An 18883-nucleotide genomic window follows, 5' to 3' on the forward strand; every position below is an offset into this window, starting at 1 on the left:
GGATGGTGTGGATCAGGCAGCATGGAAAAACCAACGAGGAACGAAATCAGCGGTACTTTGAAGGCCCGTTCAGCAAAGACGGCTGCTCCGCCGGCCTTGGGGTAATTTGTGACCAACTCTGCGTAGGACCCCGCCTTCAGCATTGCGAGGAAAAGCGCCAGGGCAAGGGGAATCCAGATGGCCCTCCCACCTCGCCCGCGACCTTGCCCACCAGTGCGTAGATCCCTGCACCCAACACATCGCCGAGGATGAAGAGGAAGAGGAGGGGTCCGGTAATGGATTGCTTGAGTCGTGAAGTCTTGGCTTTGGCAGGGTCAATGGTGTCGCACCGTTATGGCCTGTGTTGGCCGGCGAGGGGACAGGTGAAGGGGTCGGCAGCGGCGAGGCCAACCTTATTCAGGTACTGGATGACGATTGAATATGAGCGCATCAGCCCGGTCTCGGTATAGGGAATATCCAGGAGAAGGCAGTGCGCTTTGACGATGTTGCTCGCCTCGCGAAGGTGCCTGCGGGGCATATCCGGAAAGAGGTGGTGTTCGATTTGGTAGTTGAGGCCACCCATGAAGAACGTCACAAACTTCCCGCCCGTGATGTTGCGGGAAGTGAGCACCTGCCGGGTCAGGAAGTCGGCACGGCTGTTTTCAGGAAGGATCGGCATCCCTTTGTGGTTTGGCGCGAAGGTCCCGCCCATGTACAAACCAAAGACCGCGACTTGAACCGCGATGAACGCAGCGGCAACACCCGGGGACAGGACGAGGAACAATATTCCGAGATAGGTGCCGAAACGCAGACCCAGCAGGCCCAGCTCAAGCCACCGGAACTTGACCGGCCCTCGACGCAGCAAATACTTCAGCGAATCGATGTGCAGAGTCCAGCCAAGGAACAAAAGCAGGGGTAACAGGAGATAGCCCTGTCGTTTGCCGTAGGCCCTGGAGAACCGACCACGGTTGCCCGGCAATTCGTTGTGGAAGATGATGGCGCCTGGAGCGATGTCCGGGTCCTTGTTGACCACGTTCGGCCGTGCATGGTGCCGTGAGTGTTTGTCTGTCCAGTAGGCGTAGCTCATGCCCACCATCAGGGTGGCGAGCAGACGGGCGGTCCATTCGTTTGCCGCGCGGGACGAGAACACCTGAAGATGCGCTGCTTCATGGCCGAGCAACGCGAACTGCGTGAAAACGACGCCGAGCGCGCCGGCGATGGCGAGCTGGAGCCAGGAGTCGCGCAGGAGGAAGAACGCCACCCAGGCGCCGGCGCCCGAAACGGCAAGCAGCGTCAGCAGCACCAGGTAGTAACGCCGCGAGCGCTCAAGCAATCCGGCTTCCTTGATCAATGTCAAGAGCCCCGCATAGCTGCTGGTGACTTTGTTGACCCGGACTCCCGACGATGCCTGCGCGGGGGAAGGCGAACGTGGGGGAACCACCGGCGGCGGCTGGTTAATGAGCGACAAGGTGTTGCCTCCTCGGATGCGCTGGAAAAGCGGTGCGCTGGCAAGCAATGCCGAGGTCTGGGGCAACAACTCAAGCGTAGGCACGGAAGGTTCCGTGAGTCCATAGGAAATGGACTACGGCGCGCGATCCATTGCGAATTGTCCCAACGGGAGTGCTAGATCATCAGGGTGCGCTTGACGATACTTTCAGCAACGTCATGGAGATTTTGCCGGGTGGAGCGTGCATGTGCGCGCAGCACGTTGAAGGCACTGTCCATGTCCAGGTTCTTGGTCTGCGCAATGACACCCTTGGCCTGCTCGATGAGCACCCGGGTGGTCAGAGCCCGTTGCAGTTGATCGTTAAGGATGCCCGCTTCCCGAATAGTCCGTTCCTGCAGAAGGCTGATGGTTGCTACGTCGGCCATGGCCTGGGCTATGGCCGCGTCTTCGGGACTCAAGGCACCCGTTTCGGCGCCAAACAGACCCATGGCACCGATAACCCTTGTATGGACGCGCATTGGTACTGCATGCACTGACCGGAAACCCATGTCCAGGGCGATTTGCTGGAAGGCTGGCCAGCGTTCGCCAAGGTCCCTGATGTCGTCGACGGTGACGACAGCTCCAGTCCGGTAGCACTCCACGCAGGGACCTGCGCCGGCTTCAAGTTGGAGCAACTCCACCAGCTGGCTTTGCTCGCTGGTTGAAGCCAGCAGCTGCAGGTTCCCGTCAGCGTCAGAGAGCAACAGCCCTGCCTGGGCAGCATCGAGCAAATCGACGGCGTCTTCCACGAGTGTGTGAAGCAGATCCAGGACGTCGTAGTCGGCAACGAGCGTGTCGGTAAGCTTCACGAATGTGTCGCTAAGACGCTCGGCTCTGCTTTTTATTACCATGTCAGCATTTTACTGTGGGCCGGTATCACTGGCGCCCGCTGCCGGCGTGAAATCAAGCCGCCTGTTCACGACGTCCATTGCGGTGTCCTGCAAAGAACGTCCGCTGGCGAAGGCGTGGCCTCGCAGCAGCAGCAACGCTTCGTCGGCGGTGCTTCCTGTCTGGACCAGCACCATCCCGGTAGCCTGGTGGATTTCCCGCCGTGCCAGCGGAACGGTGGCAGTCCCGGTGTCACCGTCCGGCAGTAATCCCCGCAGCAATGTCCATGCCGTCCGGTTGGCAATCCGGGCGGCACGGGCGCCCTGCTCAGTGCTGAGTTCGCGCGGTGAGGTGCAGTAAAGTTCCACGACGCCGATAACCAGGTCGCCGGCCAGCAAGGGGAACACGAAGAGCGCCTCTGCATCAGTACTGCTTGCTGCTTCTGCAAAGGCGGGCCACGAGCGGACTCCAGCGTGGCTCAGATCGTTGATCATGACCGGCAGATGGGTACGGAAAACATCCCACCGTGGTCCGTCTCCAAGATCGTACTGAAGCTCATCAAGCCGCGCAGCTGTAGCGTCGGATGCGCACATCAGGGTTTCGGCCGCAGAACCTCCGAATATCGACACTGACGCTCCGGCGATGGGCAGTTCCTCGAGGAATGCAGAACACAGGTCGCCGTGGGGACCGTGCCCTGGCGCTGAGGTCACTTCAGGCACGCTGTGTCACCTCTCATGTGATGGCTCGGCTGCACCAAGGACAACCATTCCTGTTTTTTCAAGACAGTCATTTTCAAGACAATCGCGCTCTGACTGTTACCCCAACCTTAAACCCGACGGGTGAAGAGATACCCGACGGCGGCTGTCACCGCGGTCAGTTCACGGTCGCTGAAGGCAACGCCGCCTTCAGATTTACGGCCAACTGCCCGGCCGCCGAGTGCGTCCTGCAGTGAGCGACAGCAACTTCGGCAGACGGAACGGCCCCCACTTGGGAGGGCCGTTCGGTCGAATGCTGCTACCTAGTGTCCGGCGTCGGCCGCCGCTTTCTTTTTGGCGTCCTTTTCCGCGTCCTTCTCAGCGCGCAGCGCTTCCGCCTCGTGCTGCTCCTCAGCTTTTTCATGGTGGATAACCTCGGCGAAGAGCTTCTCCATTTCCTTCGCCACACCAGCTGCCGAGGCAGGATTCTGTCCGGTTACCAGCCGTTCATCCACGACGACTTTCTCTTCAAAGACACCTGCGGAGACATGGTGCGCTCCCTGTTCTTCCAAACGGTCGGCAAGAAAGAACGGGATGACCTTGTCCTTCCCGGCGGCAACTTCTTCGTCGTTGGTGAATGCGGCCACGTCCCGACCCTGGACGAGCCGGAAACCATCCTTCAATTCCACATTCAGCAGCCCGGCGGGACCATGACAGACAGCGCCCACCAAGCCACCGGCGTCGTAAACGCTCGCTACCAGCCGCTGCAGTCCTTCACTGTCGGGGAAATCCCACATGGTGCCGTGACCTCCCACGAGGTAGACGGCATCATATTGCTCCGGGTCTATGACGTCGACGCGGGCAGTGTTGTAGAGCCCGGCGCGCGTCGTCTCGTCCTGCGTGAAAGCAACCTGGACGGGATCATCGGTGTCTACTACGTCGCTGGGAGGCTGGCCGCCCTTGATGGAAGCAAAATCGACGAAGTGGCCCGAATCCTTGAAGACCTTCCACGGATGTGCGGCTTCGGCCACGTTGTAGCCGGTCTTTTCGCCCGTATCACCGAGCTCGGAAACGCTGGTCAGTACCATGAGGATTTTCTTCATGAAGTGCTCCTTTCGTCCACCGCCAACACTACGCCCTGGTCCAAATGGGCTCCCTGGAACCGACAGAAGGGGCCGCAAGCCGGTTTCCCTTGACGTCATGGGTGGGCGATCTCCCGTTACCGTCCATTTCTGTTGAACGTGTCACATTTGTTTGCATCCAGCCCCAGCGACCCTGATCCTTGCAAGACCTAGTTTTTTTAGCGCTTGTCAGAGCGTGCCCAATGGAGGACACAATTTATGACTAACGTTCTTTGGTTTTCTGAGCTTGGCTTGTCCGACCTTGACCAGGTTGGCGGCAAAAATGCATCGCTTGGGGAAATGGTTCGAAATCTCGCCTCTGCAGGGGTGAAGGTTCCGGGCGGTTTCGCGACGACGGCGGACGCTTACCGCCGTTTCCTGGCGGAGTCGAAGCTGGATGCGAGGATTGAACAGATTCTTGAGGGCCTGGACAGCGGCGACGTCGCCGCTTTGGCCAAGGTTGGCCAGGAAATCCGTACCCTGATCCGGGAGACCCCGTTCCCCGCGGGTTTGGAAGAAGACATCCGGACCGCCTATGAGCGCCTGACCGGGGAGCATGGTGCGGACGTGTCGTGGGCGGTGCGTTCCAGCGCCACGGCCGAGGACCTCCCCGATGCTTCCTTTGCCGGGCAACAGGAGACATTCCTGAACATCCGTGGAATCGGAAACATCCTGCACGCGATCAAGGACGTCTTCGCGTCGCTGTACAACGACAGGGCGATTGCCTACCGGGTCCACCATGGATTCACGCATTCGGAAGTAGCGCTCTCTGCCGGTATCCAGCGGATGGTTCGTTCCGACGTCGGCGCCTCCGGCGTCATGTTCACCATGGACACCGAAACCGGCTTCACCGACGCCGTGTTCATCACGTCGTCTTACGGACTGGGGGAAGCTGTGGTCCAGGGGGCAGTGAACCCTGACGAGTTCTATGTCTACAAGCCTGCCTTGGCGGCAGGCCGGCCGGCAGTTCTCAAGCGCGGTCTGGGCGGGAAGGCCGTGCAGATGGTGTACACCGAATCCGAAGAGGTCGGCCGGACCGTCGACTTCATCCCCGTGCCGCAGGATTCCCGGAGCCGGTTCAGCCTGACCGACGCGGAGGTCGAGCAGCTTGCCCGCCATGCCGTGGCGATCGAGCGGCACTATGGCCGTCCCATGGACATCGAGTGGGGCAAGGACGGTGTGGATGGGGAGCTCTACATCCTGCAGGCCCGCCCGGAAACGGTTGAGTCACGCAAGGCAGCGGGCGTCACGTCCCGCTACACGCTCACCGAGCGGTCCACAGTCTTGGTCGAGGGGCGCGCGATCGGTCAGCGCATAGGCGCCGGCCAGGTCCGGGTACTTTCTTCGATTGACCAGATGGCCTCGTTCCAGGAGGGCGACGTTCTTGTCGCGAACATGACGGACCCCGACTGGGAACCGATCATGAAGAAGGCTGCTGCGATCGTCACGGACCGTGGCGGGCGGACTTGCCACGCTGCGATCATCGCCCGCGAACTGGGCATCCCTGCGGTCGTCGGCACAGGATACGCCTCGCAGATCCTCAAGGACGGCGCCCCGGTGACGGTGTCCTGTGCCGAGGGCGAAGCGGGGCTCGTGTATGAAGGCCTGCTGGATTACACGCTCCAGGAGACCAGCCTGGAGACCATGCCGGAGGCTCCGGTGAAGATCATGATGAACGTCGGAACCCCGGAGCAGGCATTCAGTTTTGCCAAGCTCCCCAACCACGGCGTCGGCCTGGCCCGGCTGGAGTTCATCATCAACCGCCAGATCGGTGTCCACCCCAACGCCTTGCTGGCAGTGGCCGGAGAGATCGAGCGCCCGGCAACACTGGACGATTACACCGTCCGTCTCATCCAGGAAAAGATCGCCGCCTACGACGGCCCCCGCGATTACTACGTCAAGCGCCTGGCCGAGGGCATCTCGACCATCGCCGCAGCCTTCGCACCGGAGCCGGTGATCATCCGGCTCTCGGACTTCAAATCGAACGAATACGCCAACCTGGTGGGCGGTCCGGCCTTCGAACCCGAAGAAGAAAACCCGATGATCGGCTACCGGGGCGCCTCCCGGTATCTCTCTGCGGCCTTCCGGCAGGCCTTCGAACTCGAATGCGAAGCACTGAAGTTTGTGCGCAACGAGATGGGCCTGACGAATATCAAGCTCATGGTTCCGTTCGTGCGGACCCTCGACGAGGCACGCGGCGTGACCGAGCTGCTCGCGGCCAACGGGCTGAGGCGGGGAGAAAACGGGCTGGAGATCGTGATGATGTGCGAACTGCCCGCGAACGCGCTCCTGGCCGATGAGTTCCTGGAGTACTTTGACGGCTTCTCGATCGGTTCCAACGACCTGACCCAGCTCACCTTGGGCCTCGACCGTGACTCCGCTCTTGTGGCCGAAGGCTTCGATGAGCGCAATCCGGCCGTGACCAAACTGCTGGAAATGGCCATTGCCGCCTGCCGGGCCAAGGGACGGTACGTCGGGATCTGTGGTCAGGGACCCAGCGACCACCCGGACTTTGCCGAGTGGCTCCTGGGGCAAGGCATCAGCTCCATCTCGTTGAACCCGGACGCGGTGACTGAGACCTGGCTGCGCCTGGCCCGCTCAACCAACGTCACCAGCCCCACCGTCTAAATGACCGAGCATCAAACCGTGGGGGCAGGCTCCGTGCCTTCCCCCACGGTGTTCTTTCTCTCCGACAGCACCGGGATTACGGCCGAGACGCTCGGCAATACGCTGCTCACCCAGTTTCCTGGCCAACGGCTCGAGCGGCGCACCATCCCCTTCATCACTACCATCGAGCAGGCGCGCGAGGTCGTTGCGCTGATCGACCGGGTTGCGGCCACAGGTCCTGACCCGATCATCTTTTCCACGGCCGTCGGGCAGGACATCCGTGCGGTTCTCTCCAAAAGCCGCGGGCAGTTTTTCGACCTGTTCGGTGCGCACATCGGGAAACTTGAACAGACCCTCGGCGCAACGGCCAACGGAAAACCGGGCCAGGCCCACGGCGTGGGGGATGCCGTCCGCTATCAGTCCCGCATGGCCGCCGTCGAATATGCCATCGAACACGACGACGGCCAATCACTTCGGGCGCTCGAACGCGCCGAGCTGATTCTTATCGCTCCTTCCCGTTGCGGTAAGACTCCGACCACCATGTACCTGGCCCTGCAGCACGGCATCCTTGCCGCGAACTTCCCCTTGGTCGAGGAAGATTTCGACAACATGTCACTACCTGCGCCCCTGCTGCCTTTCGCGAGCAAGTGCTTTGGACTGACGTCGCAACCCGTCCGGCTGAGCCAGATCCGTCAGGAACGCCGGCCGGGCAGCAGCTACGCATCGCTGAACCAATGCACCTTTGAGTTGCGCAACGCCGAAGACATGTACCGGGCCAACAACATTCCCTATGTGAACTCCGCTTCCATGTCCGTGGAGGAAATTTCTGCCACCGTCCTCCAACGCATGCAACTGCACCACTGACAGCGTTGCGTTCTGTCCGGTGGTATCAGGAAGGGGCGGCACGGCCGGGCTGCCCGGATGGGATATGTTGTTGTGCGCCGCCCTCGTCGCCAACGCACGTGGGGATCCGGCCTGCGACATGCAAAACCCTGAGTCAGGAGTACCCGTGCCCGGAAGCCCACGTGATGGCATAGATGCCCAGATTCTGGCGGAGCTTCGGCGCAACGCCCGCATCAGCCTGGCGCAGCTGGGCGAGAAGGTACTCCTGTCCCGCAATGCCGTGCGGCAGCGGATCGAGCGGATGGAGCGTGATGGCTTCATCAAGGGCTACACCATCAGGGAGTCTGCAGCTGAGGCCACCCGGACCGTGAATGCCGTGTTGATGATCCAACGGCATGACCGCATGCGCGGCAGTGATGTCATCGCTGGCCTGCGGGCCATTCCCGAAATCGCTACCTGTGACGTGGTAAGCGGCGAACTCGATCTCATCGTCCGGGTCGAGGCTCCGGACGCTGCAAGGATCCAGGAGATCTGGAGGCAGGTTTCTGAGTTCCCCGGAGTCCGTGACATCACTACCGCGTTGTCACTCTCGACGGTCATTGACAGGCAGTCACCACGCTGATCGCATCCCCGCAGGAATCGGCGGCCATCAATCTTTCCGCCTGCTCGGGCTGGAGCAGGCCCTCACTGACAGCGATGTCGAAGACACTCTGCCCCGAGACGAGTGCCCTGTGGGCGACCCCGGCTGCCACCGCGTACCCCAGGACGGGCAGCAGCGCCGTGGCCTGGGCCGTGGACGCGCGTGCCCTGGACCGAAGCAGCGCTTCGTTGGCTTCGACGCCGGAGACGCATAGCTCGCGCAGGACGTCGCAGCCGTTGGTCAGCCAACTCAGTGACTGCAGCAAGGCATGGGCGATGACCGGCTCGAACGCGTTCAGCTGAAGCTGTCCGTTGTCAGCTGCCATGGTGACAGTGACATCGGCGCCAGCGACTAAGAACGCAATCTGGTTGATGACCTCGGGGATGACCGGGTTGACCTTTCCAGGCATGATCGAGGAGCCCGCTTGCCGCGGAGGCAGCCGGATCTCAGCGAGCCCTGTCTGGGGTCCGCTGGATAGCAGGCGCAGGTCACTGCAGATTTTGGAGAGCTTGATGGCAGTGCGTTTGAGCGCCCCGGAGAACGTCATGAACGCCCCGGTATCCCAGGTTGCCTCAACAAAATCATGGGCACGGGTCAACTGGACCCCGCTGACCGCAGAAAGCTTGTCGATGACCCGCTCCACATACCGCGGGTCCGCGGTGATGCCGGTGCCGATCGCTGTGGCGCCCAAGCTGCATTCGCGCAGCAGGGCGGCTGCTTCGCGAAGGCGGCGCTGGTCTTCCTCGAGCGTGACAGCAAAGGCAGTGAATTCCTGCCCGAGCGTCATGGGCACCGCGTCCTGCAATTGCGTGCGTCCGATTTTGGGGATGTCCGCGAACGCGTGGCCGCGTTCGGCGAACGATTCGGACAACAGGGCCAGTTGTTTCAGCAGGTCTTCGAGTGCGAACACGAGGGCCAAGCGCACGGCTGTCGGGTAGACGTCGTTGGTGGACTGGCATTTGTTGACGTGCCCGATCGGGTCGATCACTTCGTAGGACCCCCGGGGGTGACCCAGGGACTCCAGGGCCAGGTTGGCGATGACCTCGTTGGCGTTCATGTTCGTCGAGGTTCCTGCCCCGCCCTGGATGACGTCCACGGGGAACGCATCGTCGACCTCACCGGAGGCTACTGTGTCGCAGGCCGAGGCGATCGCCAGGCCAATATCGTCCGGGATCAGGCCCAGCTCGGTGTTGGTCAGGGCCGCGGCCTTCTTCACAACCGCGAGGGCGCGGACGAGGTGACGGTGGGTTCCGAGCTGGATGCCGCTGATGGGGAAATTGAGGATCGCCCGTTCGGTGTGGATGCCCCAGAGGGCGGATGTAGGAACGGCCAAGGAGCCCAGGCTGTCCCGTTCGATCCTGATCCTGGTTTCATGTCCTGTGCTGGTGCTCATGAGGCGATCGCAATGACTTTGGGTTGCGTCATTTCCTCGTAGGCGAAGTGGACGCCTTCGCGGCCCATGCTGCCGTACTTCGAGCCGCCGAACGGCATGGCATCGTGTCGGTAGTCGGAGGAATCGTTGATCATGACACCGCCGGCGTCGATGGCTTTGGCGGTCTGCAAGGCGCGGTTGAGGTCCTTGGTGAACACGCCGGCCTGCAGCGCGTACTCGCTGTCGTTGGCCAGTTCGATGGCTTCCTCAGCGGTGTCGAACGCTTCAACAAGGACGACCGGTGCGAACAGTTCCTCGCTCCAGGCCTCGCAGGTCCGGGGCACCCCGGTGAGCACGGCAGGGGTGAGGACCGGCCCGTTAAGGGTCCCCCCGGTCAGCAGTTTCGCCCCGGCCGCTACGGCCTCATCGATCTTCCGTTTCGCTTCGGCGGCGGAGTCGTGGCTGATCATCGGTCCGACATCGGTGTGTTCGTTGCGGGGGTCGCCGGTTTTCAGCGCGGCGGTTTGGGTGACAAAGGCCTCCAGGAAGGTCTCGAACACTGGGCGTTGGACAAGGATCCGCTGCGCGCCGATGCAGTTCTGGCCGGCTGCCCAGAACGAACCGGACACACTGGCCTCGACGGCTGCTGGGATGTCGGCGTCGTCGAAGACGATGACGGGGGCATTACCACCAAGTTCCATGGAAAGGCGCTTGATTCCGGCGTTCGCGGCGATGGCCCGGCCCGTGGCGAATCCTCCGGTGAACGAGACCATGCGGACCAGCTTGGAGGAGATGATGGTTTGCGCGACTGTCCGGTCACCGAGGACAACGGTGACGAAGTCTGAGGGAAGACCGGCCTCACGCAGCAGGTCCACCAGGAAAATGGCGGTCAAGGGTGTCAGTTGGGAGGGCTTGAGGATGACCGTGTTGCCGCCGGCGATAGCAGGGCCGAGCTTGTGGGCCACCAGGTTCAACGCGTCGTTGTAGGGCGTAATCGCCGCGATGAGCCCAAGTGGTTCACGGGTGAACCAGCCTTGTCGGTTCTCCGAACCTGCGAAGGAATCGAACGGGACGACTTCGCCGACGTTCCGGCGGGTTTCCGCCGCTGAAAGCTTGAGCGTGTTCACCGCGCGGGAGACTTCCTTGCGGGCCTGCTTTATGGTTTTTCCTGCCTCGGCGACAATCAGCTCCGCGACCTCTTGCGACCGCTGCTGCAACAGTTCCGCAGCGGAATCCAGAATCCTGCCACGCTCGTGGCGTGGCATGGCCGCCGCTGCCGGAGCGGAGGCCGCGGCACGGATGAGCTCGACACGTACCTCCGCCTCAGTGCACTGGGGCAGGGTGGCCAGGGGGCCGCCGTCGAACTTGTTACGCACCACCAAGTGCTCGGCGACGGCTTTCACGGGAGACTCGGCAATGGCTGTCTCAGGCACGGACGGCTCCTTTGGCGAATTCGTCGACGGCGATGATGTCGGAAATGAGGGCGTAGGCGGTTTCGACGCGACCAGCGCCCGGGCCGGACACGGTAACTGCACCGAGCAGGTCGGTGGTGAAGGACACGGCATTGGTGGCACCGGAAATGCCAGCCAACGGGTGATCCGCCGGGAGGGCTACGGGCTGGACGGTAGCGACGATGCGGCCATCTTCTTCACGGCGTGCCTCGCCGATCAGCTTCCACCGGGAGCCGCCCGCCAGGGCCTGGGTAACGTCGTCGCTGGTGATGTCCTGGATTCCGGTGGTCCCCACATCGCCGGGGCGGATGCTTGCCCCCAGCAATTCGTTGGCCAGGATCGCGACCTTCAACCGGACATCGGAGCCTCCAATGTCGGCGGTTGGATCAGCCTCGGCATATCCGAGAGCCTGGGCTTCGGAAATGGCTTCATCCAGGCCCAATCCGGCTTCCATGCGGCCAAGCACGTAGTTGCTGGTCCCGTTCAGGATCCCCTGAACGGCGTTCAGTTCCAGACCTCCGAGCATCTTGTGCGCCAGACGGATGACGGGTGTTCCGCTCATGACAGCGCCTTCGTACTCGAAGCGGACGCCGTTCTCCGCTGCTAGTGTGCGAAGTTCCTGGCCGTGCAAGGCCACGGGACCCTTGTTGGTGGTCACCACGTGCTTGCCCGACTCAAGCGCCCACTTCACATGCGAAACGGCGGGTTCCCCGTCAACGGGACTGGTGAAAGTTGCTTCGACGACGATGTCGGCCGGGCTGTTCTTGATGACGTCCTCGTTTCGCGGGTCCGGGCTGCCGCCGGGGAGACCCTCGAAGGTCGAGCCTCGCGGCATGGCCAGAACCGAGGCCAGATCGATGCCCTCACCTTGGACAAGCGAACCAAAAGCCAGGTCGGTGATCGCTACGACGCGGAGCTCGAAGCCGAGGGAAGCGAATCGTCCGGGTTTATCGCGGATCAGCTCGGCCAAGGCGCGGTTCACGCCTCCGAAACCAATCAGGGCCAGGTTGTACGTCGTCACAGTGATCTCCTTGATAGGGCGGTAATGCTGTTCCTCAAGCCTCTAACCCGGGAGTGTCAGTTCCCTAGGTACAAAACGCTCGTCCGGCATGACGAAACGACCAAAGAAGCGCGCTTTTCGCCCCTTCCGGCCACCCAATAGGCTGTAGCTGTGAACGAGCTTCCGGATACTGGCCCCTTTTTTCACGGCACTAAAGCCAAGCTCCGCACAGGAGACCTGCTGCGGGCGGGCTTCAGGTCGAACTACCGTCCCGAAGTAGTGATGAACCATATCTATTTCACGGCGCTGCGGGACGGGGCAGGTCTCGCTGCGGAACTCGCGGCCGGTGAGGGTGAGCCGCGGGTGTACGAGGTGGAGCCGACCGGGACGTTCGAGGACGATCCAAACGTCACGGACAAGAAATTTCCGGGAAATCCCACCAGGTCCTATCGGAGCACTGCACCGCTGAAGGTGGTCGGTGAGGTCACGGACTGGACGCGGCTCGCGCCGGAGGCCCTGCAAGCCTGGAAGGACCGCTTGGCAGCAATCCTTGCCGACGAGCGCGGCGAGATCATCAACTGACGGAGAACAGGACAGCCAGGACAGGCAGCACCGGGATGAGCAGAGGCCGTCCGTGGACGCTTGTCGAGAAGTACCAAGCATGCTTGGTTACGAGAAGGTGGGGGACCACTGGGAGCCCAAGGAAGAGCGAGGTCCTTCGGACGCCCACGCCGAAGGGGGCGTCGATTCGCCCATGCCAACGGCAGGGGGAGTTGATGCCAATGCTTCCAAGGGCCACCTATACCAACTGGCGCAACAGCTTGGGATCAATGGCCGTTCGAAGATGTCCAAGGACGAACTCGTGCAGGCGCTGCAGAAGGCCAATGACGCGGCCACACGGAAGGCCAGGGAGAGCTGAGCGGGGTTGAACATGCCTTTGGCAGGGCCACCGTGTGGTGGCCCTGCCAAAGGTGCGTTGGCATCCAGTCCTGCGCCCGTCCTTCGGGCTACCTGTTGCGATGGTGTGCAGGATGTGATTCCGAACGCCCGCCGGGCGTGTTGGTTTCGGCGGGTCTTGGAGGCTCGGTGCCGCCGGAGTCCCCTACATGATTCCGGTCGGTACCAGCAGTGCCCAGGCCAGGGCCGGGGCGACGAGGACCACGCCGCCCGCGTAGGCCATGAGCTGCTTGTAGACGCGCTGGCGGTCGTCTTCACGGGCGTTGGCCACAACCAGTGCTCCGTCAGTGGAGAAGGGGGACACGTCCACCACGGTTGCCGCAATGGCAAGGGCTGCCACCGTCCCTGAGGCGCTGAGCGAGCTTGTTGCCAGGAGTGGTCCGGCCAAAGGAATGAAAGCCGTGAGGAGGGCGGTGGAAGAGGCGAAAGCTGAACCGACGCCGATCACGTAGCAGAGGACCAGTGCGATGAGCAGCGGTGCCCCGAGCGCGAGCGCTTGTTCGGCGAGGGTGTCAATGACACCCACGTGCTGGAGCAGTGAGACGTAGGTGATCATGCCTGCGACCAGAAGAACGGTCGACCAGGAGACCCCGCCGATGAAGGTCCGGTGTTCCTTGATGTTGACCAGGGCCAGCAGAAGTCCGGCGGAAAGCGCCACGAAGCCGATGGGCATGTGGAAGCCCAAGGCGCAGACGAGCATGGCGGCAATCAGTGCAAGTGTGAGGAGCTGCTGGCCGTGGGGGCGTGCAGTGCGCGTCGTGTCGAGGTCGGCGTGCTGGCCGGCCGCGCCGTCGCGGAGCTTTCCGAGCAGGGCGAACAGAACCACGGTGAGGATGGAAAGGATGAGGTTGAGCGCGAAGCTTGCCCCGAAGAGCGCACCCTGCGAGATGGGGAAGCCGTTCTTCACTGCGATGTCGTGAACCAGGACGCCGGCCACGGACAGCGGGGAGAATCCACCCGCGTGGGCGCCGTTGATGATGAAGGCGCCCATCAGGACGGGGTGGATGCGTGATTCGTAGGCCAGTCCGATCGCTGCGGGGGCCAGCAGGGCGACGGCGGCGGGGGAGAAGGTGCCCAGTGACGTCAGGGCTGCGGCCAGAAGGAAGAACACCCAGGGCAGCAGCAGGGTTTTGCCCCGGACCAGCCGGACGCAGGTCTGGACGATGATGTCAACGGTGCCGTTGCGCTGGGCCATGCTGAAGAAGTACGTCACGCCAATGATGGTGATGACGATGTTGGCGGGGAAGTCAGCAAGGATTTCCTTGTCGCTCATGCCAAGCATGAAGTAGCCGACGCCGAAGGAGGCTACCAGCCCCATCACTCCGATGTTCAAAGGCCACTTCGTGGCGACGACGAACATCACCACGAGTATGACCAGCGGGATGATCTGCGTGGCGGTCATGGTCGGCTCCGATTCAGGGGTGGCCGCCGGGTTGAACAGGGCACCCCCGAACAGGATGGCGACCAGACCCAGGATGACGGAAGCGGCAACCGTTACCAGCAGGATACGGCGGCGCGTAGTGGGACGCTTGGAACTCTCGTCCTTGATATCGCTCTCGGCGTCGGGAGCTGGTTGGTAAATAGTCTTAGCCATGGTGTTCTCTCCTCATCGAGTGGCTGTTTCCAGTGAGGCTTCGACGGCGTTGCCGAGAGTCTCCGGGAGGTGGATGATGCTGGTGGCGATGGTGCGGGCTGTCCGGTCAACGCCTACCAGGATGGAGCCTTGGTGCTCCTCGCTCCAGGTTTCGATGACACCGGCAGGTGTGCGGAGCTTCAGCGTTGGATGGACTGCGTTGCCGGTTATGGCGTTGAGTACTGTTCCGGGTGTGCGTGCGGCGAGCGTCAGGGCGATGCTGCCGGTGATGGCCAAGGCTGGATGCGGCTTGCCCATGGAGAGCATCATGACGTTGACGTCGCAGTCCGGACCTGAATCGCCGGGAGCGCCGACGATTGCCAATTTGGGTACGGCGCGGGCTGCTTGCGCAGGAGTCGCTGCCATCCCCATGCGCACTGCTGCCTGGCGGCGAATGGCGTCCAGTGTTTCCAGATGCTGCTCCACGTGTTCCGTCCACGTGTCGTAGCGGGATATGTCGAGTCCGAGGTCTTCGGCACGGACGATGACGACCGGGGCGCCGGCATCCACCATCGATACTGTCCAGGATTTCCCGCCGGCAAGAACCGTTTCGCTTGCCGTCCCCGTGGGTAGCAGCTCTCCGGTGGTCTTACCTGCCGGGTCCTGGAAGCCGAGGCCCACTTTGAAACCGGGAAAGGCAACGCCTGGCATGTGCGCGTCCGGAACGATGGGCAAGGCTCCGGAGGGAGTGGCCACCTGTTGGATGATGAGCTGCCCGGTGTTGGTATTGCGGGTGACAATTCGAGTGGTGTCTCCCTTTGGGGTGACCCAGCCCTTTTCGATGGCATAGAGACCCACTACTGCTGAGCAGTTTCCGCAGTTGCTGCCCCAGTCCACGGTGGCTTCTTCGATCCCTACCTGGGCGAAAGTGAATTCCACGTCAACGGAGGGGTCTGAAGGGCGGCGAAGGATCATCGCCTTGCTGGTGGTGGAGGTAGCGCCGCCTACCCCGTCGATTTGCCGTGAATCGGGGCTTCCAAAAAGGCGTGGAAGCAATTCGTCAAGGTCGATGCTCGTTTCGTTCAGGGTTTCGGTCTCGAAGACCCAGCACTTGCTGGTGCCTCCACGCATCCATTCCGCTTCTATCTTCATCTGTCCTGCACTCCTTCTGCCGTTACCCGGCGGGCTCTTCAATCAGCATGAGCCGGATCACACATGAAGACAATGTGCAATATCTGAAGGAGTATGTAGCATTGCTTCATTCACTGACGGAGCATGGCTGAATCGATGATCTTCATCGGAGATGGGACAGTTGATCGGGCTTCCTGCCGCGCGCTGAGGCAGGGGCGTGTATAGAATGAACCAATCATTCAGAAGGGTGCAGAAATGCTTAACGATGAAGCCCGAGATTTATATGATCTCCGCAGGCTCGCCTTGCTCGTGGAGGTTGTGGAGCAGGGATCCATCACTGCCGCGGCAGACACCATGATGTACACCCCGTCGGCAGTATCGCAGCAATTGCGCAAGCTCGAGCAAGAGGTGGGGCAGCCGCTGCTGAACCGACGCTCCCGTGGTGTGGTTCCCACCGAAGCCGGCCAAGTACTGGCAGGCCATGCGCGGAAGATCGTCGGGCAGATCCGGGCAGCACAGTCGGACCTGGACCAGATCGCGGGTCTGCGGCGGGGGTCCCTGACGATTGGTACCTTTCCCACGCTCGCGGGATCTTTCCTCCCCGTGGTGATCCGCGCCTTCAAGAAGAGGTACCCGGCCATCAGCCTGTCGGTTCGAAGTGCCCGGTTCGATGAGTTGGTTTCGGACCTCGAGTCCGGAGTAACAGGCCTCTGCCTGCTCTGGGACTACCCTTGGAACCCCTTCGAAGACGACTCCATCAGGACCACCGAGGTTTTCCAGGAGAGCACCGTCATCCTCGTCGCCAAAGGACATCCGTTGGCCGATCGTGACGAAGTAACCATGGGCGAACTCAGGAAAGAGTCGTGGATTGTCCGCGCTGATGCCCACCCCGTAGTGGAGGTTCTCCAGCGGTCCGCACACGACGCCGGCTTTGAACCCACCATTGGTTTCCTGGCCAATGACTACCAGGAAGCCCAAGCCATGGTGAGCGTCGGAATGGGCGTAGCCATGGTGCCCAAGACAGCTGTGGCGCTGCAGCATCCCGACGTCAGGGTCCTGGGCCTTGGCGCCGGCGCGCCCCTGCGACGCGTACTGCTGGCCCAACGTCAGGACAAGGTGTACGCACCGGCGGAAGTGGCGTTCCACACCACGCTTCTTGAGATCGCCCGCGAGCGGGCCGGCGAGTACCTCTGACGGGTTCCGGTCGCCCTGTCGAGCTGCCGTCAACGCATCTGGCGAGCCGCCGTCGACGCACGACGGCGACCTGCCGCCGTCGTGCGTCGACCGCCTACAGCCTGACGCTTTGACCCGTCAACGCGTTGCGTACCGAGGGCCACGATTGCAGGACCCCCCGGACGTCGCAATTCAGTTCGGCGCGGAGCGCCTGTTGGTAGGAGTCTTCCAGCAGTTCATCCACGGAGATGCGGGCACCCGAAGAAGCGCTGAGGATGGCTGCTTCGACCATGGCCAGGCTCATGATGTTCCGGTGGACGCGTCCCATGGGGTTGCTTCCAGTGCGGACAGCAGAGACGAAGTCGCGCAATGACCCAGCGATTTCCTGTCCCGGATCCTGTTTTGGTTCGAAGGTGCCGGGAAGCGAGGAAGTTGGGTGCGTGTCACCGTCCCAGAGCACAGTTCCGTGTTCGCCGCTGATCCGCCACGAGGCGTTCCAGGACGTTTCCTGTCCCGGGCTGCACCAGCTGCCGGTGAACACGAAACGCTCGCCGCCGCTCATTTCGAAGATGGCGGTGGCCCCGGCATCGCCGCGATACCAGCTCCAGGAAGGGTTATATTCCTCGCAGAACACCGAAACGGGATCGGCGTCGAGGAGGAAGCGGGCCATGTCGAATTGGTGGATGGCCATGTCGAGCAGGAGCGGATGGTCCATCGCGTCACGGAACCCGCCGAAGTGCGGTGCCTTGAAGAACTCGGCTGAGACGATGCCGACCGGCCCCACGGACGATGACAGATGCTTGGCCTCAAACAGGTGCTTGTTGTAGCGGCGTGACTGGCTGACCATGAACAACTGGCCATGCAGTTCCGCGGCCGCTGCCAGGGAAAGACCCTGCGCCACGGTGGACGCCACGGGCTTTTCGCCGAGGACCGGCAGTCCGGCAGCCAGCGCTTCGGTGGTGACCGGGTGATGGGCCGCCGGGACGGTGACGTTGATGACTGCCTGGGCGCCGACGTCGAACGCCAACTGTGCGGTGCGTGCACCGACCGGGAGGTCGGGACGGCCCAAGGACACGGCAGCCGCACGCGCGGCTTCAAGGTCCAGGTCAACGATGCCGGCGAGCTCCACCAGGGTCGATTCCTCCACGGTACGGAGCCATGCCTGGCCCATCCCTCCGGCGCCGACAACGATGACGCGAAGGCGGTTCCCGTCGTCTGGGATGGTGGCAAAGGGGGTGTTCACGCGTTGGCTCCCTGGTAGCTCTTGCCGTTGAAGAAGTCGTTGGTGTCGTAGCGGAGCAGTTCCGGGACGGCGCGTTCCGGGCGATCGGTGACGGCCCAGTCGACGGCGTTGGCGATCACCTTTCGGATGTCCTTGTGGTGGTAGACGGGGTAGTCCTGGTCACCGGGGCTGAAGAAGAAGATCTTGCCGTGGCCCCGACGGAACGTGCACCCGGAACGGAACACCTCGCCGCCGCTGAACGAGCTGATGAACACGAGTTCCTCGGGGGTGGGGATGTCGAAGAACTCGCCATACATTTCCTGCTGGGGTATCTCGATGGGGTGCGGAATTCCCTTGGCGATGGGGTGGGTGGGGTCGACGGTCCACACGAGTTCACGGTCCTGCTCGGAGCGCCACCGCAGTGTGCAGGTGGTGCCCATGAGCTTGGTGAAGATCTTGGACCAGTGGCCCGAGTGCAGCACGATCAGCCCCATGCCGGCCAGGACGTGCCGGTGGACGCGTTCGACGATGTCGTCGTCGACGTCTGCATGGGACATGTGGCCCCACCAGGTGAGGACATCGGTGGAGGCCAGCACTTCTTCGGTGAGGCCGTGTTCCGCTTCGTCCAGCGTCGCTGTCCGGACCTCGACGTCGGAGCCCAGGTTCTCCTCGATACCTGCCTTGATGGCGCCGTGCATTCCCTCGGGGTAGAGCTTCGCGACCAGTTCGTCGCGCTTCTCGTGCCGGTTCTCGCTCCACACGGTGACGCGGATGGGCTTGATGTCAGACATGGTGATGCTCCTTG

17 protein-coding genes and 1 pseudogene are annotated in these 18883 nt (G+C 62.4%); 6 read left to right on the top strand and 12 right to left on the bottom strand.

The genetic code is table 11. The features are described from left to right. Positions 1-17 precede the first annotated feature (17 nt). The 5 genes and pseudogenes from HMI60_RS20975 to HMI60_RS02335 form a co-directional block, all read right to left on the bottom strand. A pseudogene (locus HMI60_RS20975) lies at positions 18-319 on the bottom strand (amino acid permease); the annotation flags it as partial. Between the two features lie 12 nt (positions 320-331). After that, the gene (locus HMI60_RS02320) at positions 332-1531 is read right to left on the bottom strand and encodes an acyl-CoA desaturase (protein WP_193590481.1); all 1200 of its coding nucleotides are present in this window, start codon (positions 1529-1531) and stop codon (positions 332-334) included. A gap of 71 nt (positions 1532-1602) precedes the next feature. Beyond that, positions 1603-2316 carry a GAF and ANTAR domain-containing protein gene (locus HMI60_RS02325; protein WP_026267439.1) on the bottom strand — a complete coding sequence of 238 codons (714 nt, stop codon included), beginning with the start codon at positions 2314-2316 and terminating at the stop codon, positions 1603-1605. Between the two features lie 9 nt (positions 2317-2325). Then, complete coding sequence (locus HMI60_RS02330) at positions 2326-3012, bottom strand: GAF and ANTAR domain-containing protein (protein ID WP_082924747.1); 687 nt, start codon at positions 3010-3012, stop codon at positions 2326-2328. 299 nt (positions 3013-3311) lie between these two features. Beyond that, entirely contained in the window at positions 3312-4091 is a 780-nt protein-coding gene (locus tag HMI60_RS02335) for a type 1 glutamine amidotransferase domain-containing protein (protein ID WP_193590482.1), read from the bottom strand. Between the two features lie 237 nt (positions 4092-4328). Between HMI60_RS02335 and ppsA the strand changes: the two genes are divergently transcribed. From ppsA to HMI60_RS02350, 3 genes are all read left to right on the top strand, one after another. After that, positions 4329-6737 carry a phosphoenolpyruvate synthase gene (ppsA, locus tag HMI60_RS02340; protein WP_055976193.1) on the top strand — a complete coding sequence of 803 codons (2409 nt, stop codon included), beginning with the start codon at positions 4329-4331 and terminating at the stop codon, positions 6735-6737. Then, on the top strand, positions 6738-7580 hold the full coding sequence (locus tag HMI60_RS02345; RefSeq protein ID WP_035734266.1) for a pyruvate, water dikinase regulatory protein: 843 nt from the start codon (positions 6738-6740) through the stop codon (positions 7578-7580). It abuts the gene before it with no gap. A gap of 145 nt (positions 7581-7725) precedes the next feature. Continuing rightward, on the top strand, positions 7726-8181 hold the full coding sequence (locus tag HMI60_RS02350) for an Lrp/AsnC family transcriptional regulator (protein ID WP_039241455.1): 456 nt from the start codon (positions 7726-7728) through the stop codon (positions 8179-8181). Here HMI60_RS02350 and HMI60_RS02355 read toward each other — a convergent pair. From HMI60_RS02355 to HMI60_RS02365, 3 genes are read right to left on the bottom strand one after another with little or no spacing between them, the layout of a single operon-like run. Beyond that, a complete protein-coding gene (locus tag HMI60_RS02355; protein ID WP_193590483.1) occupies positions 8156-9592 on the bottom strand; it encodes an aspartate ammonia-lyase in 1437 nt (478 codons plus the stop codon). The two genes, HMI60_RS02350 and HMI60_RS02355, sit on opposite strands and share 26 nt — an antisense overlap. After that, the gene (locus HMI60_RS02360; protein ID WP_018779674.1) at positions 9589-11004 is read right to left on the bottom strand and encodes an aldehyde dehydrogenase family protein; all 1416 of its coding nucleotides are present in this window, start codon (positions 11002-11004) and stop codon (positions 9589-9591) included. The genes HMI60_RS02355 and HMI60_RS02360 overlap by 4 nt, the downstream gene beginning before the upstream one ends. Then, positions 10997-12043, bottom strand: coding sequence for a homoserine dehydrogenase (locus HMI60_RS02365; protein ID WP_055976184.1), 1047 nt, complete (start codon positions 12041-12043; stop codon positions 10997-10999). The genes HMI60_RS02360 and HMI60_RS02365 overlap by 8 nt, the downstream gene beginning before the upstream one ends. A gap of 150 nt (positions 12044-12193) precedes the next feature. Between HMI60_RS02365 and arr the strand changes: the two genes are divergently transcribed. Together arr and HMI60_RS20980 are read left to right on the top strand one after the other, a co-directional pair. Further along, a complete protein-coding gene (gene arr / locus HMI60_RS02370; protein ID WP_018779672.1) occupies positions 12194-12604 on the top strand; it encodes an NAD(+)--rifampin ADP-ribosyltransferase in 411 nt (136 codons plus the stop codon). Further along, complete coding sequence (locus HMI60_RS20980; RefSeq protein ID WP_370584092.1) at positions 12573-12941, top strand: Rho termination factor N-terminal domain-containing protein; 369 nt, start codon at positions 12573-12575, stop codon at positions 12939-12941. Before arr ends, HMI60_RS20980 begins: the two co-directional genes overlap by 32 nt. A 183-nt stretch (positions 12942-13124) precedes the next feature. On the opposite strand, the gene HMI60_RS02380 is transcribed toward HMI60_RS20980, so the two are convergent. Both HMI60_RS02380 and HMI60_RS02385 read right to left on the bottom strand, forming a co-directional pair. Further along, the gene (locus tag HMI60_RS02380) at positions 13125-14573 is read right to left on the bottom strand and encodes an SLC13 family permease (protein WP_018779670.1); all 1449 of its coding nucleotides are present in this window, start codon (positions 14571-14573) and stop codon (positions 13125-13127) included. 12 nt (positions 14574-14585) lie between these two features. Next, positions 14586-15704 carry a PrpF domain-containing protein gene (locus HMI60_RS02385; protein WP_039241094.1) on the bottom strand — a complete coding sequence of 373 codons (1119 nt, stop codon included), beginning with the start codon at positions 15702-15704 and terminating at the stop codon, positions 14586-14588. A 234-nt stretch (positions 15705-15938) separates the two neighbouring features. On the opposite strand from HMI60_RS02385, the gene HMI60_RS02390 reads away from it, so the two are divergent. Then, entirely contained in the window at positions 15939-16877 is a 939-nt protein-coding gene (locus tag HMI60_RS02390; protein ID WP_018779668.1) for a LysR family transcriptional regulator, read from the top strand. Between the two features lie 94 nt (positions 16878-16971). Here the strand turns inward: HMI60_RS02390 and HMI60_RS02395 are convergent, their stop codons facing one another. Then, complete coding sequence (locus HMI60_RS02395; RefSeq protein WP_193590484.1) at positions 16972-18099, bottom strand: Gfo/Idh/MocA family protein; 1128 nt, start codon at positions 18097-18099, stop codon at positions 16972-16974. Further along, positions 18096-18869: a ThuA domain-containing protein gene (locus tag HMI60_RS02400; RefSeq protein WP_193590485.1), complete on the bottom strand. Its 774-nt coding sequence runs from the start codon at positions 18867-18869 to the stop codon at positions 18096-18098. Before HMI60_RS02400 ends, HMI60_RS02395 begins: the two co-directional genes overlap by 4 nt. Between the last annotated feature and the right edge of the window lie 14 nt (positions 18870-18883).

It is taken from the genome of Paenarthrobacter sp. YJN-D (genome assembly GCF_015040335.1).
Classification (GTDB): Bacteria; Actinomycetota; Actinomycetes; order Actinomycetales; family Micrococcaceae; genus Arthrobacter; species Arthrobacter nicotinovorans.

What these genes read in the sequence shown, in the direction of transcription:
- HMI60_RS02325 (WP_026267439.1), bottom strand. Translation starts at nt 2,316, where the DNA reads ATGGTAATAAAAAGCAGAGCCGAGCGTCTTAGCGACACATTCGTGAAG.
- HMI60_RS02335 (WP_193590482.1), bottom strand. Translation starts at nt 4,091, where the DNA reads ATGAAGAAAATCCTCATGGTACTGACCAGCGTTTCCGAGCTCGGTGAT.
- ppsA (WP_055976193.1), top strand. Translation starts at nt 4,329, where the DNA reads ATGACTAACGTTCTTTGGTTTTCTGAGCTTGGCTTGTCCGACCTTGAC.
- HMI60_RS02345 (WP_035734266.1), top strand. Translation starts at nt 6,738, where the DNA reads ATGACCGAGCATCAAACCGTGGGGGCAGGCTCCGTGCCTTCCCCCACG.
- HMI60_RS02355 (WP_193590483.1), bottom strand. Translation starts at nt 9,592, where the DNA reads ATGAGCACCAGCACAGGACATGAAACCAGGATCAGGATCGAACGGGAC.
- HMI60_RS02380 (WP_018779670.1), bottom strand. Translation starts at nt 14,573, where the DNA reads ATGGCTAAGACTATTTACCAACCAGCTCCCGACGCCGAGAGCGATATC.
- HMI60_RS02385 (WP_039241094.1), bottom strand. Translation starts at nt 15,704, where the DNA reads ATGAAGATAGAAGCGGAATGGATGCGTGGAGGCACCAGCAAGTGCTGG.
- HMI60_RS02390 (WP_018779668.1), top strand. Translation starts at nt 15,939, where the DNA reads ATGCTTAACGATGAAGCCCGAGATTTATATGATCTCCGCAGGCTCGCC.
- HMI60_RS02400 (WP_193590485.1), bottom strand. Translation starts at nt 18,869, where the DNA reads ATGTCTGACATCAAGCCCATCCGCGTCACCGTGTGGAGCGAGAACCGG.